This is a genomic window from Xanthobacter tagetidis, from assembly GCF_003667445.1.
Taxonomy (GTDB): domain Bacteria; phylum Pseudomonadota; class Alphaproteobacteria; order Rhizobiales; family Xanthobacteraceae; genus Xanthobacter; species Xanthobacter tagetidis.
In genome coordinates, this window is the sequence record NZ_RCTF01000010.1 from 116,137 (window position 1) to 131,933 (window position 15,797).

18 protein-coding genes are annotated in these 15,797 nt (G+C 70.6%); 9 read left to right on the forward strand and 9 right to left on the reverse strand.

Annotated features, from left to right (window positions below; all coding sequences use genetic code 11):
* Positions 1-27: 27 nt before the first annotated feature.
* Positions 28-663, reverse strand: a complete 636-nt coding sequence (locus tag D9R14_RS13520; protein WP_121623856.1) for a glutathione S-transferase family protein — start codon at positions 661-663, stop codon at positions 28-30.
* A gap of 363 nt (positions 664-1,026) precedes the next feature.
* Between D9R14_RS13520 and D9R14_RS13525 the strand changes: the two genes are divergently transcribed.
* The 5 genes from D9R14_RS13525 (at position 1,027) to msrP (ending at position 5,434) form a co-directional block, all read left to right on the forward strand.
* Positions 1,027-2,229 carry a pyridoxal phosphate-dependent aminotransferase gene (locus D9R14_RS13525; RefSeq protein WP_121623857.1) on the forward strand — a complete coding sequence of 401 codons (1,203 nt, stop codon included), beginning with the start codon at positions 1,027-1,029 and terminating at the stop codon, positions 2,227-2,229.
* Between the two features lie 130 nt (positions 2,230-2,359).
* On the forward strand, positions 2,360-2,833 hold the full coding sequence (locus D9R14_RS13530; RefSeq protein WP_121623858.1) for a DUF992 domain-containing protein: 474 nt from the start codon (positions 2,360-2,362) through the stop codon (positions 2,831-2,833).
* Positions 2,834-3,048: 215 nt separating this feature from the next.
* Positions 3,049-3,534, forward strand: coding sequence for a DUF992 domain-containing protein (locus D9R14_RS13535; RefSeq protein WP_121623859.1), 486 nt, complete (start codon positions 3,049-3,051; stop codon positions 3,532-3,534).
* A gap of 303 nt (positions 3,535-3,837) precedes the next feature.
* Entirely contained in the window at positions 3,838-4,335 is a 498-nt protein-coding gene (locus D9R14_RS13540; protein WP_170168615.1) for a DUF992 domain-containing protein, read from the forward strand.
* A gap of 118 nt (positions 4,336-4,453) precedes the next feature.
* Complete coding sequence (gene msrP / locus D9R14_RS13545; RefSeq protein ID WP_121623861.1) at positions 4,454-5,434, forward strand: protein-methionine-sulfoxide reductase catalytic subunit MsrP; 981 nt, start codon at positions 4,454-4,456, stop codon at positions 5,432-5,434.
* Positions 5,435-5,581: 147 nt separating this feature from the next.
* Here msrP and D9R14_RS13550 read toward each other — a convergent pair whose 3' ends face one another.
* The gene (locus D9R14_RS13550) at positions 5,582-6,550 is read right to left on the reverse strand and encodes a tripartite tricarboxylate transporter substrate-binding protein (protein ID WP_121623924.1); all 969 of its coding nucleotides are present in this window, start codon (positions 6,548-6,550) and stop codon (positions 5,582-5,584) included.
* A 185-nt stretch (positions 6,551-6,735) separates the two neighbouring features.
* Between D9R14_RS13550 and D9R14_RS13555 the strand changes: the two genes are divergently transcribed.
* The gene (locus tag D9R14_RS13555; RefSeq protein ID WP_121623862.1) at positions 6,736-7,023 is read left to right on the forward strand and encodes a UxaA family hydrolase; all 288 of its coding nucleotides are present in this window, start codon (positions 6,736-6,738) and stop codon (positions 7,021-7,023) included.
* Between the two features lie 9 nt (positions 7,024-7,032).
* Positions 7,033-8,313, forward strand: coding sequence for a UxaA family hydrolase (locus D9R14_RS13560; protein ID WP_184759446.1), 1,281 nt, complete (start codon positions 7,033-7,035; stop codon positions 8,311-8,313).
* A 48-nt stretch (positions 8,314-8,361) separates the two neighbouring features.
* On the opposite strand, the gene D9R14_RS13565 is transcribed toward D9R14_RS13560, so the two are convergent.
* The 4 genes from D9R14_RS13565 to D9R14_RS13580 form a co-directional block, all read right to left on the reverse strand.
* Entirely contained in the window at positions 8,362-8,844 is a 483-nt protein-coding gene (locus D9R14_RS13565; protein WP_121623863.1) for an RES family NAD+ phosphorylase, read from the reverse strand.
* Positions 8,841-9,272: an antitoxin Xre/MbcA/ParS toxin-binding domain-containing protein gene (locus tag D9R14_RS13570; RefSeq protein ID WP_121623864.1), complete on the reverse strand. Its 432-nt coding sequence runs from the start codon at positions 9,270-9,272 to the stop codon at positions 8,841-8,843. The genes D9R14_RS13565 and D9R14_RS13570 overlap by 4 nt, the downstream gene beginning before the upstream one ends.
* Positions 9,273-9,354: 82 nt before the next feature.
* The gene (locus D9R14_RS13575) at positions 9,355-10,359 is read right to left on the reverse strand and encodes an Ldh family oxidoreductase (RefSeq protein WP_121623865.1); all 1,005 of its coding nucleotides are present in this window, start codon (positions 10,357-10,359) and stop codon (positions 9,355-9,357) included.
* A complete protein-coding gene (locus D9R14_RS13580; protein ID WP_121623866.1) occupies positions 10,356-11,294 on the reverse strand; it encodes a hydroxyacid dehydrogenase in 939 nt (312 codons plus the stop codon). Before D9R14_RS13580 ends, D9R14_RS13575 begins: the two co-directional genes overlap by 4 nt.
* Before the next feature lie 168 nt (positions 11,295-11,462).
* Between D9R14_RS13580 and D9R14_RS13585 the strand changes: the two genes are divergently transcribed.
* Complete coding sequence (locus tag D9R14_RS13585; RefSeq protein WP_121623867.1) at positions 11,463-12,299, forward strand: GntR family transcriptional regulator; 837 nt, start codon at positions 11,463-11,465, stop codon at positions 12,297-12,299.
* 268 nt (positions 12,300-12,567) lie between these two features.
* Positions 12,568-12,882, forward strand: a complete 315-nt coding sequence (cutA, locus tag D9R14_RS13590) for a divalent-cation tolerance protein CutA (RefSeq protein ID WP_121623868.1) — start codon at positions 12,568-12,570, stop codon at positions 12,880-12,882.
* A gap of 4 nt (positions 12,883-12,886) precedes the next feature.
* On the opposite strand, the gene D9R14_RS13595 is transcribed toward cutA, so the two are convergent.
* The 3 genes from D9R14_RS13595 to D9R14_RS13605 form a co-directional block, all read right to left on the reverse strand.
* Positions 12,887-13,675, reverse strand: coding sequence for an inositol monophosphatase family protein (locus tag D9R14_RS13595; RefSeq protein ID WP_121623869.1), 789 nt, complete (start codon positions 13,673-13,675; stop codon positions 12,887-12,889).
* Positions 13,676-13,817: 142 nt separating this feature from the next.
* Positions 13,818-14,894: a tetratricopeptide repeat protein gene (locus D9R14_RS13600; protein ID WP_147453030.1), complete on the reverse strand. Its 1,077-nt coding sequence runs from the start codon at positions 14,892-14,894 to the stop codon at positions 13,818-13,820.
* Positions 14,895-14,929: 35 nt separating this feature from the next.
* The gene (locus D9R14_RS13605) at positions 14,930-15,517 is read right to left on the reverse strand and encodes a thiamine phosphate synthase (RefSeq protein ID WP_170168616.1); all 588 of its coding nucleotides are present in this window, start codon (positions 15,515-15,517) and stop codon (positions 14,930-14,932) included.
* Positions 15,518-15,797 lie beyond the last annotated feature (280 nt).

Here is a 15,797-nt window from a genome sequence, read left to right on the forward strand (position 1 = left end):
CCACAGAAAAAATGCCGCGCCCCCTGCTCAGGCCGTGGCGCCCTGCGGCCGCCAGGCCATGTCCACGTGGCCCGGCGCGGCTGCGACGCGGGCGAGCCAGGCGCGGATGGCGGGAAAGCCGGCCAGCGAGAAGTCGCCTTCCTCCGCCACATGGGTGTGGGCGTAGAGGGCGATGTCGGCGATGGTCAGTTGCGCGCCGACGAAGAAGTCGCTGCCCTCCGGCCGGCTTTCGAGATGGCGCTCCATCACATTCAGCGCGCCGTATCCCTCCTCCATCCAGCGGTCGACGTCGTGGGTGCGCAGGTCGCGGCCGCCGCGCACCTGGCGCAGCCAGAAGCGGGCGGCGGCGATGCCGGGCTCGTGGCTGTGCTGCTCGAAGAACATCCAGCGCAAGGTCTCCGCCTTCTCCAGCGGCGCCTGCGGCAGGAAGCCGGTGCCCTCGGCGAGATAGAACAGGATGGCGTTGGATTCAGCGAGGAAATGGCCGTCGACCGCGAGCAGCGGCACCCGGCCTTCGGGGTTCATGGCGAGGAATTCGGGGGTCCGGTTCTCGCCGGCGAAGATGTCCACCTCGATCAGGCGGAACGGCCGGCCGAGCTTGGCGAGCATCAGCCGCACCTTGTAGGAATTGCCGGACGACCCGGAGGAATAAAGCGTCAGCACGGCGGCTCCAGTCCCTGATCCTGGATGGCGGATGTCGCCGCCCTGTCTAGCCGAGCGCGGCCCGGGATTCACCCGGTGGTCCCGCAAATCCCTCCTGGTCCGGCACAAAATCCCGCCTGGTCCCGCAAAATCTCGCCTGGTCCCGCCGACGTCCCGTCCCGGTGGCGGGGGCGGCGATTCATCACCGTCGGCGAACGCCGCCATCGCTTATCCTCGCTTGTTCGCGGCCCCGGCCTCCATTAGTGTCCGCGCGCCCCGGCTGAAGGCCGTGCGGCGCAACGTGCCACAATCCGCCCAGCAACCGCAGCCGAAGCCGCCCGAGCGGCGGCGCCGCGGCAAGGGCGCGTCCGGAGTTCCAAGGCCATGAGCCTCATCTCGTCGGCGCTGAAGCGCATCAAGCCGTCCCCCACCATGGCCATCACCGGCAAGGCCAAGGAGCTGAAGGCGGCGGGGCGCGACGTGATCGCGCTCTCGGCCGGCGAGCCCGATTTCGATACGCCCGAGAACATCAAGGAGGCGGCCATCGCCGCCATCCGCCGGGGCGAGACCAAGTACACGGCGGTGGACGGCATCCCCGAGCTGAAGGCGGCGATCTGCGCCAAGTTCAAGCGCGAGAACGGGCTCGACTACAAGCCCTCGCAGGTGACGGTGGGCACCGGCGGCAAGCAGGTGCTGTTCAACGCGCTGGTCGCCACCCTCGATCCCGGCGACGAGGTGCTGATTCCGGCGCCCTATTGGGTGAGCTATCCCGACATCGTCGAGTTCTGCGGCGCCAAGCCGGTGCCGGTGCTGACCCGGCTCGAGGACAATTTCAAGCTGCGCCCCGAGGTGCTGGAGGCGGCGATCACGCCCAAGACCAAGTGGCTGATCTTCAACTCGCCCTCGAACCCCTCGGGCGCCGCTTACACCCATGACGAGCTGAAGGCGCTCACCGACGTGCTGGTGAAGCATCCGCAGGTGTGGATCCTGTCGGACGACATGTACGAGCACCTCGTCTATGACGACTTCAAGTTCTACAGCCCGGCCCAGATCGAGCCGCGGCTCTATGACCGCACGCTGACCATGAACGGCGTGTCGAAGGCCTATTGCATGACCGGCTGGCGCATCGGCTACGGCGCCGGCCCGGAGCCGCTCATCAAGGCCATGAGCGCCCTGCAGTCGCACTCCACGTCCAACCCCTCCTCCATCGCCCAGTGGGCGGCGGTCGAGGCGCTGAACGGCCCGCAGGACTTCATCCCGGCCAACAACAAGGTGTTCAAGGAGCGCCGCGACCTCGTGGTGTCCATGCTGAACCAGGCCAAGGGCCTCACCTGCCCGAAGCCGGAGGGCGCGTTCTACGTGTTCCCCTCCTGCGCCGGCGTGATCGGCCTGAGCACCCCCTCGGGCGTCAAGATCGAGAGCGACGAAGTCTTCGCCGCGCAGCTGCTCGAATCGGAGGGCGTGGCGGTGGTACACGGATCCGCCTTCGGACTTGGTCCGGCGTTCCGCATCTCCTATGCTACCGCCACATCTGACCTTGAGGAAGCTTGCACGCGTATTCAGCGCTTCTGCGGCAACCTGAGCTGAGGCGGACACTAGACAAAAGAAAAGGAACTTGCGGCGTAGACAAGCGTTGGCGGCGCGTTGGAGTCGGGCTAAGGCTTCGCCGTCGTCAGCGCTGGTCTCAGAACCCGCTTCCCATAGGAGGAACGACACCATGAAGACTGTTCTCAAGGCCGGCCTCGCCGCCGCCGCCCTTCTCGCCTTCGGCGCGCTGCCCGCGTCCGCCCAGTCCCGCGTCCAGGTCGGCCAGCTGGTCTGCAACGTGGCGCCCAACGTGAGCTTCGTCATCGGCTCCGTGCGCGAGATGACCTGCAACTTCCGTCCGTCGGTCAAGGGCGCGAAGTCCGGTGCCTATCGCGGCACGGTCCGCCGCTTCGGCCTCGACGTGGGCGTGAGCGGCAAGGGCGTGCTGGTGTGGGGCGTGTTCGCTCCCTCCGCCAAGGTGCCCAGCGGCGCGCTGCGCGGCACCTATGTGGGCGCCTCCGGCAACGCCACCATCGGCGTCGGCCTCGGCGCCAACGTCCTGGTGGGCGGCTCGCGCAACACCTTCGCGCTCCAGCCCCTGTCCGTGGAAGGCCAGACCGGCCTCAACCTCGCGCTCGGCGTTTCCGACCTGACCCTGCGCTGATTCGGCGCCGCGCCGCCTCTCCCTGGAGCGGCGGCGCAGGCCGGCCCGGCCCGTCAACGCGCCCCCTCGCGGGGGCGCGTTTTGCATTTGTGGGCCGCAATCAAGGGGTTCGTAACCCTGTCGCCAGCGCCCCCTGTCCTATCCGCGCACCGCTGTTGCGCCTCGGCGGCGGGCGACGTACCTGTCATCCTTGTCCTTTGTTCTTGGGGGAACCCATGCGCACGTCCTTCGTCAGCCTTGCCGCCCTCGCTCTCGTCGCCGCCGCCACCCCTGCCGCCGCCCAGTCGGCGAAGGTCCAGGCGGGCGTGCTGGTGTGCAGCGTCGCCCCGTCCGTGGGCTTCGTCATCGGCTCCATCCGCGAGATGAACTGCGAGCTGCGCACCGCCCAGGTGCAGCCCTACAACCTTCTGGCCCGCTACAAGGGCACCGTGAGCCGCTTCGGCATCGACATCGGCGTGAGCACCGGCGGCACGCTGGGCTGGGCGGTGTTCGCGCCCACCTCGCAGATCGCGCCGGGCAATATCTCCGGCACCTATGTGGGCGTTTCGGCGGATGCCGCCTGGGCCATCGGCGGCGGCGCCAACGTGCTGCTCGGCGGCTCCAACAACACCGTCGCGCTCCAGCCCCTGTCGCTGGAAGGCGTGACCGGCGCCATGATCGCCGCCGGCATCTCCGACATGAAGCTCGCCCTGCAGCCCTGAGCCGCAGCATCATCTGTCCTTGAGGAAACGGCGCCGCCCGCGGGGGGCGCCGTTTTCATGTCCGGGGCCTTCGGCCGCAGGCATCGGCGGATCGCGTGTTCAAGCGGGCCCGCTGCGCTCGGCCGTTGCAATCGCCCGGCCGAAGGCGCACAAGAACCGAGGCGAATCGCGCTTCGGAGCCCGCTTCGCCGGGGGCGAGACGGGCCGGGGCGGGCCTTCCGCGTCGGCCCCCTGGATGCGTGGGCAAACCGCGCGTCCTTTGATGTCGCGTCCTCCGAGGGGCAAGCTCCGGAGGGTTGCCGCATGCGAGGTCTCGTCCCGCTCCTGTCCCTCGGCCTGGGGCTGACGCTCGCCGGCACGGTGGACGCGGCAAGCCCCACCATGCCGCAGGTCTCGGCCGGACTGCTCGAATGCCGCGGCGCGTTCGCCACCGGCTACGGCTTCGGCTCCTCCCGCAAGGTGACGTGCGAGTTCCGCCCCTCGGTCGGCTTCAACCACTATTATTCCGGCACGCTCGACCGCGTCGGCCTCGACTTCGGGGTGTCCGACCAGGGCAGCATGCTGTGGGCGGTGCTCGCCACCTCGCCGAACATCGATCCCGGCGCGCTGGCCGGCACCTATGTGGGCCTCTCCACCGGCTTTGCGGTCGGGCCGGGCTTTTCGGCCAACATGCTCGCCGCCCAGGATGCCGGGCGGCAGGTGACGCTTCAGCCGCTGAGCATCTCCGCCGACAGCGGCCTGAGCCTGTCCTTCGCCGGCGCGACGCTGAAGCTGGAGTCCTCCGCGACCGTGCCGCAATAGCGCGCCGCCGCCATCACGGTGCCTTGACCAACGCTACCCTCCTTTGACTCACACGCTCCTTTGACTTGCCGATCCTTCGAGCCCGCCAGATGTTGGCCGCCTGTTCGGAGGACGAGGCATGCATATTCGACGCAGGCGCGGCTGGGAAATTCCGGAATCGGCGGCGACGCCGGAGGCGGTCTATCTGTCCCGCCGCGAGGCCCTCGGCGCGGGAATCGGCGCGGGCGCGGCGCTGCTCGCCTCCCCGCTCCTGGCGACGCCGGCGGCGGCGCAGCGCGTGAGCGACATGCCGGACCCGTCCGCCGACCTCTATCCCGCCAAGCGCAACGACGCCTATGCGCTCGACCGGCCGGTGACGCCCGAGGCGCGCTCCAGCACGCTCAACAATTACTACGAGTTCAGCTACGGCAAGAACGTCGCCCCCTCCATGACGCGCTTCCAGCGCCGGCCCTGGACGGTGAAGGTGGACGGGCTGGTGGAGAAGCCGTTCGAGATCGGCATCGACGACCTGCTCAAGAAGGTGTCGCTGGAAGAGCGCCTCTACCGCCACCGCTGCGTGGAGGCGTGGTCCATGGCGGTGCCGTGGACCGGCTTTCCCATGGCGGACCTTGTGGCGCTCGCCGCACCCATGGCATCGGCGAAGTACATCCAGATGGAATCCTTCGTCGATCCCAAGGTGGCGCCGAACCAGCGCGACTTCCGCTATCCCTGGCCCTATGTGGAGGGGCTGACCCTGGAAGAGGCGCGCAACGAGCTGGCCTTCCTCGTCACCGGAATCTACGGCAAGCCGGCGCCGAACCAGTTCGGCGCGCCGCTGCGCATCGCGCTGCCGTGGAAATACGGCTTCAAGTCGGCCAAGGGCATCGTGCGCTTCACCTTCACGGACAAGCAGCCGGTGAGCTTCTGGGAGGCAGTGCAGGCCTCCGAATACGGCTTCTGGGCCAATGTGAACCCCAAGGTCGCCCATCCGCGCTGGAGCCAGGCGAGCGAGGAGGACATCGCCACCGGGAACCGCCGGCCGACGCTGCTCTACAACGGCTATGGCGAGCAGGTGGCCGGCCTGTACAAGGGCCTGGAGACGCAGAAGATCTGGTACTGAGCCGCCCCTGCCGGGCGCGGCCCGGCGCCCGGGTAGCCTCGCCGGCACGCGCCCCACGCGAGAAGGGCCCCGTGACGGCGTGCGCCCCGGAGCCCCCCCAGCCCTGACCGGACACTTTTCCGCGGGCCGCCGGCGGCCCGCCCCGCCTCAGTTGACGGGCTTCGGGATCACCGACTTCCACACCGCGATCTCGGCCGCGAAGCGCGCGCCGTGCGCGTCGGGGCTGCGCTCGGACGGCGGGAACACGTTGGTGCCCACGTCGACGAAGCGCTTGACGATCGCTTCGTCATTCAGCGCCTTCTGCAGCGCGCCGTTGAGCTTGCCGACCACGTCCGCGGGCGTTCCCTTGGGCGCATAGAGGCCGTGCCAGATCACGAACTCGAAGCCCTTCAGGCCCGCCTGCTCCAGGGTCGGGATGTCCTTGAGCACCGGCAGGCGCTCCTTGGAGGTCACGGCGAACGCCTTGATGGTCGCGGCCTGGATCTGCGGCACGGCGGTGGTGGACTGGTCGCACAGAAGGTCCACCTGTCCGCCCATGAGGTCGTTCATGGCCGGGCCGGTGCCGCGATAGCCCACCTCGGTGAGGGTGACGCCCAGCGCCTTCTGCAGCAGCAGGCCGCACAGATGCGCGTTCGAGCCGACGCCCGCATGGGCGATGGTGGTCTTGGCGCCGTTCTCCTTCACCATCTTCAGCAGCTCGGCGATGGTGTTTGCAGGATAGTCCTTCTTCGAGAGCAGCACCATCGGGCCGTAATTGATGAGGCCGAGGGGCGCGAAGGCGTTGGTGGTCTCGTAGGTGAGGTTGCCGTAGAGCGCCGCGCCGGCGGCCAGCGCCACGTGGTGGATGAGGATGGTGTAGCCGTCCGGCGCCGCCTTCGCGAGGCGCGCCGCGCCGGCCGTGCCGCCCGCGCCGGCGATGTTCTCGATCACCACCTGCTGGCCGAGGCTCGCCGACATGGACTGGCCGACGAGGCGCGCGATGGCATCGCTCGGACCGCCGGCGGCGAACGGCACGATCATCGTGATGGGACGGGACGGGAAGGTCTGGGCCTGCGCCCCCGCCGTCGCCAATGCGAGCCCCGCCGCGGCCGCCGCAACCCATTTCCCCAAACGCATCATGGTTCTCTCCTTGGTGGCATTTTCCTCCCGCGGGGTCCGGACTTGCGCCGGCCCTTCCGCGAGTTCCCGTGAGCCTTGCGACCGGAGGGCGCTTGACACGCTCCTCCGACTAACTCATCTATCCTATATCTTATAGAAGACTTGTCCCCGTAGGGCAAGTCGCAGGAGGCGAGGAGGCACGTGTGACTGCGCCGCAGCTGCTGGTTCATGAGAAGAAGGACACCGTGGGTGTCGTGGTGGTGGAAGGCCTGAAGGCCGGCACCGACATGCTGTGCGTGGTGACGCACGACAATTCCGCCTTCCACCTGACGTCGAAGATGGACGTGCCCATCGGCCACAAGATCGCGCTCGTCGACATCAAGTCCGGCGACACCATCTGGAAGTACGGCCAGGACATCGGCATCGCCAAGGCCGACATCGCCAAGGGCGAGCACGTCCACGTCCATAACGCCAAGACCAAGCGCTGGTGAGGTGTGAAAATGACCGAGATCGCCATGTTCCACGCCCAGAGCGCCGCCGACCCCTTCAAGGGCGGCGCGCCGGACCAGCTGGTCACCAAGGCCACCCCCGCCAAGCGCGCCTCGCTCGACTATGCGAAGGCCACCTTCCGCGGGTGGCGCCGTGAGAACGGCCGCGTCGGCGTGCGCAACCACGTCGTGCTGCTGCCGCTCGACGACCTCTCCAACGCCGCCTGCGAGGCCGTGGCGCACCATGTGAAGGGCACCATGGCCCTGCCCCACGCCTACGGCCGCCTCCAGTTCGGCGCCGACCTCGATCTGTTCTTCCGCACCCTGATCGGCATCGGCTCGAACCCGAACGTCGCCGCGGTGGTGGTGATCGGCATCGAGGACCAGTGGACCAACATCGTGGTCGAGGGCATCGCCAAGACCGGCAAGCCGGTGGTGGGCTTCGGCATCGAGGGCAACGGCGACATCGCCACCGTCGCCAAGGCGTCCTACCAGGCCAAGCGCTTCGTCCAGTGGGCGAACGAGCTGCCGCGCGAGGACTGCCCGATCTCCGACCTGTGGATCTCCACCAAGTGCGGCGAGAGCGACACCACCACGGGCCTGTCCTCCTGCCCCACCGTGGGCAACATGTACGACAAGCTGATCCCGAAGGGCATCTACGGCGTGTTCGGCGAGACCTCCGAGATCACCGGCGCCGAGCACCTGTGCAAGGAGCGCGCGGCGAGCCCGGAGATCGCCGAGAAGTGGTTCAAGATGTGGAAGTCCTACCAGGACGACGTCATCGAGGCCCACAAGACCAACGATCTCTCCGACAGCCAGCCCACCAAGGGCAACATCGTGGGCGGCCTCACCACCATCGAGGAGAAGGCGCTCGGCAACCTGGAGAAGATAGGCCGCGAGTGCCGCTACATCGACGCGCTGGAGCCCGCCGAGGCCCCGGCGAAGGGCCCCGGCCTCTATTACATGGACACCTCGTCCGCGGCCGCCGAGTGCGTGACGCTGATGGCGGCGGCGGGCTACGTGATCCACACCTTCCCCACCGGGCAGGGCAACGTGATCGGCAACCCCATCGTCCCGGTGATCAAGATCTCCGGCAACCCGCGCACGGTGCGCACCATGGGCGAGCACATCGACGTGGACGTGTCCGGCGTCCTGCGCCGCGACATGACCATCCCGGAGGCCGGCGACGCGCTCATCGACATGATCGTGCGCACCGCCAACGGCCGCCTCACCGCCGCGGAGGCCCTCGGCCACCGCGAGTTCGTCATGACGAAGCTCTACCGCAGCGCGTGACACGCACGGCCGGACGGGCGGCGACGCCCGCCCGGCCCGCGTCTCGGGCTATGGCCCGAACAGGCGCCGATCCCAGAACACCGGCTGGTGCAGGCTCGCCGCGATCAGCCCGAACTCGGGATGCGCCGGATTGATCAGGATGTTGCTGTCGAGCCGCGCGACCACGCTCGGCACCAGCAGGATGGCGCTGCGCCGCTCCAGGCACCAGCGCGCGCCGAACGCCTTGCTCACGGTCGCCGGCATTTCGTCCCACCCCGGCAGGCCTGGCGGCGAGAACACCTCGTAGGTGAGCCCCCGCGGCAGGGTGATGGCCACATAATGCTGGTTGGGCGGCAGCCGTCCGCTGCCGCGCACCAGCTTCTCCAGCAGCGCGGTGGAAAAATGCTCGCTCGCATAGATGAGCGGGCTGGCGGGGGTGTTCCACCGTCCCGGCGCCAGGGTCGAGCCGGTCGCGTCGAAGATCGGATAGTCGCCGTCCGGATCGCCGATCCTGAACCCCACCAGCGTGCGATCCAGGACCTGCGCGGTCACGCGGCGGTGCCGTACTTCAGGCCGGCGAGGACATCGAGCACCAGCTCGGCGCCGATCTCGCCGCGCAGAACCACGTCGATCGGCCGTTCGTCCTGCAGCATGGGATGGGCGCGAAACAGGAAGTCGCGCGCCTCCGCCTCGCTGCGCCAGACGTCCAGCGCCAGGCTCCAGACCCGCGCGAGGCGTGCCAGCCGCGTGCCCTCGTCGGCCGACAGGCGATGGGCCGCCTTGCGCCGCTCATAGGTCGCCTTGGCCACCAGCCGGTACTTGAAACGGGCGTCGTCGGGCGCGAGCAGGCGCGACATGCGCTCCAGCGCCGCAAGCGGCAGCCCGCCCTCGATCTCGTCCATCAGATCGAAGGGCGAACGTGGCGCCGCCGCTCCGCCGGGAAGCCCCAGCACATCGGCGATATGTGCAAACGCGACCATCGTGGCGCCCTTTCATCTGAGACCAAAATTAGTCTCATCTGAGGCTCAACGCAACGCCCGGCGCGCCCGACCGGCTTTGGACCTATCGCTCCGCCCTCGCTCTCAAATCCTCCAGCAGCGCCGCCGGCACGGAAATGCCCGCTGTGGCGGCCTTCGCCCGCGCGCCGAGGCGGCGGTCGCCGGGAAGGCGGGTGCCGTCCTGGCCGAGGATGGCGCCGAGCAGGACTTCCAGCCGCGCCGCGAAGTCCGGACCGCCGAGCCGCGCCGGGTCCATCACCACGAACAGGTGGCCGATGCGCGGCGCCGGCCCGTCCGCTGTGAAGAAGGAGGACGCTTCGAAGCCGAACTGGCCGCCGGTGAGCGCCGCCGCGAGGATTTCCACCATCAGCACCAGAGCCGCGCCCTTGGCGTCGCCGATGGGCAGCATGGTGCCCTCCAGCGCCGCCTTGGGATCGGTGGTGGGCCGGCCCTCCGGATCGAGCGCCCAGTCGTCGGGGATTGCGGTGCCGCGCTGGGCGGCGACCATGATCTTGCCGCGCGCGACCTTGCTCAGCGAGGCGTCGATGACCAGCGGTGCCGCGCCCGCGCGCGGCACCGCGAAGGCGATGGGATTGGTGCCGAACACGCCCGCCGACCCGCCCCAGGGCGCGATGGCGGACGGCGAGTTGGAGAAAGCGAGGCCGGCGAGGCCGCGCGCCGCGAGCTTTTCCACATGGTGGCCCATGGCGCCCGCATGATGCGAGGCATAGACCGCGACGCCGACGATGCCGGTCTTCGCCACCCGCCCGGCCGCCGCGTCGAGGCCGGCGGCGACGGCGGGAAAGGCGAACCCCGCGCCCGCATCCACCCGCAGCGTCGCCTCGGCGGTCCAGTGGAGCGCGGGAACGGCTGCGCCGGCCACCTTGCCGCTCTTCACCTGGTCGGCATAGGCCGGCAGGCGCGACAGACCGTGGCTGGCGATGCCGTCGGCCTCGGCCGCCACCAGGGCATCGGCAACGGCGGCGGCGTTCTGCGGGCTGGTGCCGGCGGCGACCAGAACGGCGTGCGCGAGGTCGCGCGCCTCGGAAAGGGTCAGATGGGCAGTCATGCGGCGGCGCGCTCCTTCAGCACGCGGGCGACGGCCTCGGCCACCGCCGCGCTCACGCGGACATTGGATTCTTCCGTCACCCCGGCGATGTGCGGGGTAAGAATGAGGTTCGGCACGCCCTGGAGCGGCCCGCCGCCCGGCAGCGGCTCGCGTTCGAACACGTCGAGCATGGCGCCGCCGAGCCGCCCCGCCTTCAGGGCCTCGGCCAGCGCAGCCTCGTCCACCACGCCGCCGCGGGCGGCGTTGATGAGCACCGCGTCGGCGCGCATGCCGGCGAGCGCCACGGCGCCGATCAGGCCGCGCGTCGCATCGGTCAAGGGCACGTGGAGGCTCACCGCGTCCGCCTGCGCCAGGAGGCCGGCGAGCGAAAGCGGCGTCGCCTGGAACTCGGCGAACACCGGATGGTCGTCGGGCAGAAACGGGTCGTGCGCCAGGATGGTCATGCCGAGCGCCGAGGCGCGCCGCGCGGTCTCGCGCGCGATGGCGCCGAAGCCGACGAGGCCGAGCGCGCGTCCGGAGGTCTCGCGGCCCATCAGGCGGGTGCGCGGCCAGGCGCCGTCCGCCACTTCGGCGGAGGAATGGTAGGCGCCGCGCAGCAGCATCATCACGCCGCAGATCACGTATTCCGCCACCGAGAGGTCGTTGGCGCCGGTGGCAGGCCGCACCGCGATGCCGCGCGCCTCGCAGGCGGCGACGTCGATATTGTCGAGGCCGACGCCGAGCCGGCCCACCACTTCGAGGCGCGGCGCCTTGTCCAGCAGCGCGGGGCGCACCTGCGTGCGGTTGCGCACGATCAGCGCCCGCGCGGCGCCGACGAGGCCGGCGAGGTCCTCCGGACGATCCACCAGGGCCGGATCGTAGGTGACGTCGTAATGCGCGCGCAGCGCGTCGAGCGCGCTCTCATCCATGAACTCGGTGACGACGATCTCTGCCATGTCCGCTCCCGCAATCCTCTCCCCGCTGCCTCCGGATCGACCGCCGGGTCGCGCCGGGCTGGCGTCCGCGCATTCTGATGTTATATATAAGATATATGACTTCCTCCGCCCGATCCCGCAAGCTGGATTCGGGTGTGACGGAGAATCTGCTTATAAGTCGGAGCGTTGATGGATCGACGGGGTACCAGCGTGGCGAGGACCAAGGCAGCGGACGCGGGCGCGGCCCGGCCGGAGGGCGCCTCTCCCGCGCGAGCACGCGGGCGCGCTTTGCCCTCGTCCGCCGCTCCAGAGGCCCACGGCCTCGCCTCCAAGCCGCTCTACCGCCAGGTGCGCGAGGCGCTGATCCGCCGCATGGTGGACGGCGTGTGGGCGCCCGGCGCGCCCTTGCCGAGCGAGATGCAGCTCGCCGCCGAGCTGCGCGTCAGCCAGGGCACCGTGCGCAAGGCGCTGGACGAGATGGCGGCGGAGAACCTCGTGGTGCGCCGCCAGGGCCGCGGCACCTTCGTCGCGCGCCACGACGAAGACCGCATCCTGTTCCAGTTCTTCAAGCTGGTGTCGGACGACGGCGTGCGCCGCTTCCCGGAAAGCCGGGTGCTCTCCATCGCCAAGGGCAAGGCGAGCGAGGACGAGGCGCAGGCGCTGGCGCTGGTGCGCGGCGCGCGGGTCATCCGCATCCGCCGCATGCGCGCGCTCGATGGCGTGCCGATCCTGGTGGAGGATCTCGCTCTGCCCGAGACGCTGTTTCCCGGCCTTGTCGAGGCGGGCGTGCCGAACAACGTCTATGGCGTCTACGCCGCACGCTACGGCGTCACCGTGGCGCGGGCGCGCGAGAAGCTGAAGGCGGTAGCCGCGCCGGCCGAGGACGCAGCGGTGCTCGGCGTGCCGGCGGGAACGCCGGCGCTGCTCATCGATCGCCTCGCCTTCTCGCTGGAGGAACAGCCGGTGGAGTGGCGCGTCAGCCTCTGCCTCACCGGCACCATGCACTATCTCTCCGACCTCACCTGAGCGGCGCGCCGGCGCCTCGGCTTGAAGTGGAGACTGCGTCCGGGCGCGACGCGGACCCCTCTCCCGCTTGCGGGGGAGGGCAGGGTGGGGGCATGGTCGCGCGGAAGCCCAACGCGGCTTCGGCCGCACCGGCCTGCCCTTCCCCCTCCCCACCCTCCCCCGCACGCGGGAGAGGGCGTTTGGTCCGGACTTGTCGAACTGGCGCCGGGCCGCGCGGGCGGGCACCTTGGCGGCTCCGGCGCCGCAGCCGGCGTTTCCGGAGCAGCCCATGGACCACCGCCTCGTCTACACCACCTTCCCCGACCGCGCGGCTGCCGAGCAGGCCGCGCGCGCTTTGCTGGACCAACGGCTCATCGCCTGCGCCAACATCCTGCCGGGCATGGTTTCGCTCTATCGCTGGGAGGGCAAGACCGAGCGCGCCGATGAGGTGGTGATGCTGCTGAAGACCACGGCCGCCCGCGCCGATGACGTGGTCGCGGCGGTAGCCGCGCTCCATCCCTATGAGGTGCCGGCGCTCCTGGTGCTGCCCGTCGCGGGCGGCGGCGCGCCGTTCCTCGCCTGGATCAGTGCCGAGACGGCCTGACCCCTCAGGCCGCCTTCAGCAGGCGGTGGAGATCGCGGCGGATCACCTCGTTGCCGGCGATCACGTGGCCCTTGTCGAGAACCTTGTCGCCGTCGTCCATGTCGGAGACGTAGCCGCCGGCCTCGCGCACCAGGATCAGGCCCGCCGCCATGTCCCAGGCCGCAAGGTTGCGCTCCCAGAAGGCGTCGAAGCGGCCCGCCGCCACCCAGGCAAGGTCGAGCGCCGCCGAGCCGGTGCGCCGAAGGCCCGCCACATGGCTTTGCACCGCCGCCAGCTCGCGGTTGAACTGGCCGTGGTCGCCGCGACCCATGTGCGGCAGGCCGCAGCACACCACCGCATCGGCGAGCTTCTTGCGCGCGGCGACGCGGATGCGCCGGTCGTTCATGAACGCGCCCTGGCCGTGCTCGGCGACGAACAGTTCGTCCGCGACCGGATTGTAGATCGCACCCGCCACCGGCGTGCCGTTGCGCACCAGCGCCACCGAGATGGCGAACATGGGGATGCCGTGCAGGAAGTTGGTGGTGCCGTCGAGCGGGTCCACCACCCATTCGTTGGCGGGATCGCTGCCCTCCACCCGGCCGCGCTCCTCCATCAGGAAGCCGAAGCCGGGACGCGCCTTGGACAGCTCGGCGAACAGCACGTCCTCGGCCTTGCGGTCTGCGGCGGAGACGAAGTCCGCCGGCCCCTTCATGGACACCTGGAGCTGCTCCACCTCCCCGAAGTCGCGGGCCAGCGCGCGGCCGGCCTTGCGCACGGCCTGCACCATGACGGTCATGAGGGGGGTACGGATCATCGCGAAAGGGTTCCCGGAATTGGCCGTGCGGGCGCCCGCTTTCGGGGCGCGCCTCGGCGGGGCAGGCGTGAAGTCGGCGCGAGGTGTGCCCGCGACATGCGGCGCCGTCAAGGCGGCGCTTCGGATCGGGAGGCGCGCGCCCTCAGCCGCCCCACTTGCGCGCCAGCGCCTCGGCCTTCTGGCGGTCGGCGTCGGGGAGCTTGGCCACCAGATCGTCCAGCATCGGGTCGCCGAGGCCCTTCTTCTTCGCCACCAGGTGCCAGCCGGCGGCCGCCACCTTGTCCTGGCCGGCGCCGCGTCCGGCCGAGAGCAGCCGGGCATAGCGGTTCTGCGCGATGGCGTTGCCGGAGAGCGCCGCGCGGCGGAACATGGCGGCGGCCGCCGCCTCGTCCTTCGGCACCCCGACCCCGTTGAACAGCATGATGGCGAATTCCACCTGGGCGGTGACGTGGCCGAGCCGCGCCGCCTTGGCCATCAGCTTGGCGGCGCGGGCATTGTCCTTGTCCACGCCGTTGCCCTCTTTCACCAGGACGGCGAGGGCATAGACCGCATCCTCAAGGTCGTAATTGGCCGCCACCTCGAACCAGTGCGCGGCCTCGGGCACGTCCTTCGGCACCGTGCGGCCCTGGAGATAGAGCAGGCCGAGATTGTAGGCCGCGGCCCCGCTGCCCTTCTCCGCCGCGGTCTTGAACAGGCGCGCGGCCGCCGCCTCGTCCGCCTTCTCGCCCTGGCCGGTGAGCGCCATGAGGCCGAGCGCGAACAGCGCGTCGGACGAGCCGGCGTCGGCCGCCTTCTTGTACCAGTCGCGCGATTTCTTGAGGTCCTGCGGCACGCCGAAGCCGCGCCCGTAGAGCTCGCCGAGCAGCGTCATGGCGGCGGCGTCGTTGCCGGCGCTCACGCGCTTCTGCGCCTCGGCATAGGCGGTGAGGAAATAGCCGCGCTGGTAGGCGCCATAAGCGAGGTCGCCGCCGCCCGCGGGCGGCGGCTCCGGCGGCTTCGCGGGCTCGGCCTTGGCGCCCGCGCCCGGCTTGGCGGCGGGCTTGGCGCCGGGCTTCGGCGCCGGCTTCGGGGCGGGCTGGGCGGCCGGAGCGGCCGTGCCGGGCTGAACGGTGTTGGGCAAAAGCGGCGGCAGCGGCGTCAGCGGCGTGGGCGGAGCCTGCGCCGTCTGCGCGGCGGCCCGGCCCGGCGCCGCGACGCCGAGTGCGAGCGCCAGCACCATCGCGCCCGTCGGAAGAGCCGCGAAGCCGCGCCGCATCAGGCGCCGGCCTCGGCGATGCGCGCCATGGCGGCGGCGACGTTGGCCGGCCCCTGGCCGGCGTCGAGCAGCGGCCCCGCAAGGGCGACGAAATCGACCCCGGCGCGCGCCAGCGCCTCCACCTCGTCGAGCGAGGTGGCGACGCCCACGCAGGGCACCTCGAACACCTCGGCCCACCAGGCGGCGAGGTCGAGGGTGCGGGGAAAGCTGCCGGCGGCGCCCGCGAGGTCGCCGAACAGCACGTAGTCGGCGCCGCTCTCGCCCGCGACCATGGCCTCGTGGCGGTCGGTGAGGCCGCCGGCACCGACGATGGCGTCCGGCTTCAGCGCCGAAAGCGCGGCCTTGAGCGCGGCCGGATCGCCCACATGCGCCCCGTCGAGCCCCTCGACGGCCGCACGCGCGCCGCCCTCCGCCAGTGCGGCGACGTCGCGCCGCTGCGCCTCGGCCACCTGATCGGCGGGCGGCGGGCCGCGCCAGATCACGGCCGCCACGTCGCCCGCATCGAGGCAGGCGCCGAGGTCGGCGACGCCTTGCGGCGGCAGGATCATCATCAGGCGTGCGCCGGGCGGCGGCAGGGAGGCGCTCATGGGTGCGATCGGTCGGCCAAGAAACGGGCAAAAGCGGGGCGCGCCGCAGCGCCGCCCCGCGGGGAGCGCGACCTTAGCCGCTGCCCCCCGCAAAGGAAACCGCGTCGCGCCCGTGCTGCGAACCGCCGCGATGCCCCGCGACATGCAGGGCAAATCGATTTAGAACTGGGCCTCGTTCGACCGTCGGCGGGATGGATGGCAGTGCGGCGCGCCTTTCGCGGAACGTCCGGCGGCGAGCGGCATTGCCTCCTTGCAGGCGCCCTGTTGCAGGCGCCGCCGA

Bases quoted from the DNA above. Each gene is read 5' to 3' on its own strand.
- D9R14_RS13575 (WP_121623865.1), bottom strand. From the start codon at position 10,359: ATGACTGCCCATCTGACCCTTTCCGAGGCGCGCGACCTCGCGCACGCC.
- D9R14_RS13600 (WP_147453030.1), bottom strand. From the start codon at position 14,894: ATGGTGCTGGCGCTCGCACTCGGCGTCGCGGCGCCGGGCCGGGCCGCC.
- D9R14_RS13550 (WP_121623924.1), bottom strand. From the start codon at position 6,550: ATGCGTTTGGGGAAATGGGTTGCGGCGGCCGCGGCGGGGCTCGCATTG.
- D9R14_RS13605 (WP_170168616.1), bottom strand. From the start codon at position 15,517: ATGAGCGCCTCCCTGCCGCCGCCCGGCGCACGCCTGATGATGATCCTG.
- cutA (WP_121623868.1), top strand. From the start codon at position 12,568: ATGGACCACCGCCTCGTCTACACCACCTTCCCCGACCGCGCGGCTGCC.
- D9R14_RS13570 (WP_121623864.1), bottom strand. From the start codon at position 9,272: ATGGTCGCGTTTGCACATATCGCCGATGTGCTGGGGCTTCCCGGCGGA.
- D9R14_RS13525 (WP_121623857.1), top strand. From the start codon at position 1,027: ATGAGCCTCATCTCGTCGGCGCTGAAGCGCATCAAGCCGTCCCCCACC.
- D9R14_RS13540 (WP_170168615.1), top strand. From the start codon at position 3,838: ATGCGAGGTCTCGTCCCGCTCCTGTCCCTCGGCCTGGGGCTGACGCTC.
- msrP (WP_121623861.1), top strand. From the start codon at position 4,454: ATGCATATTCGACGCAGGCGCGGCTGGGAAATTCCGGAATCGGCGGCG.
- D9R14_RS13560 (WP_184759446.1), top strand. From the start codon at position 7,033: ATGACCGAGATCGCCATGTTCCACGCCCAGAGCGCCGCCGACCCCTTC.
- D9R14_RS13585 (WP_121623867.1), top strand. From the start codon at position 11,463: ATGGATCGACGGGGTACCAGCGTGGCGAGGACCAAGGCAGCGGACGCG.
- D9R14_RS13535 (WP_121623859.1), top strand. From the start codon at position 3,049: ATGCGCACGTCCTTCGTCAGCCTTGCCGCCCTCGCTCTCGTCGCCGCC.
- D9R14_RS13580 (WP_121623866.1), bottom strand. From the start codon at position 11,294: ATGGCAGAGATCGTCGTCACCGAGTTCATGGATGAGAGCGCGCTCGAC.
- D9R14_RS13530 (WP_121623858.1), top strand. From the start codon at position 2,360: ATGAAGACTGTTCTCAAGGCCGGCCTCGCCGCCGCCGCCCTTCTCGCC.
- D9R14_RS13595 (WP_121623869.1), bottom strand. From the start codon at position 13,675: ATGATCCGTACCCCCCTCATGACCGTCATGGTGCAGGCCGTGCGCAAG.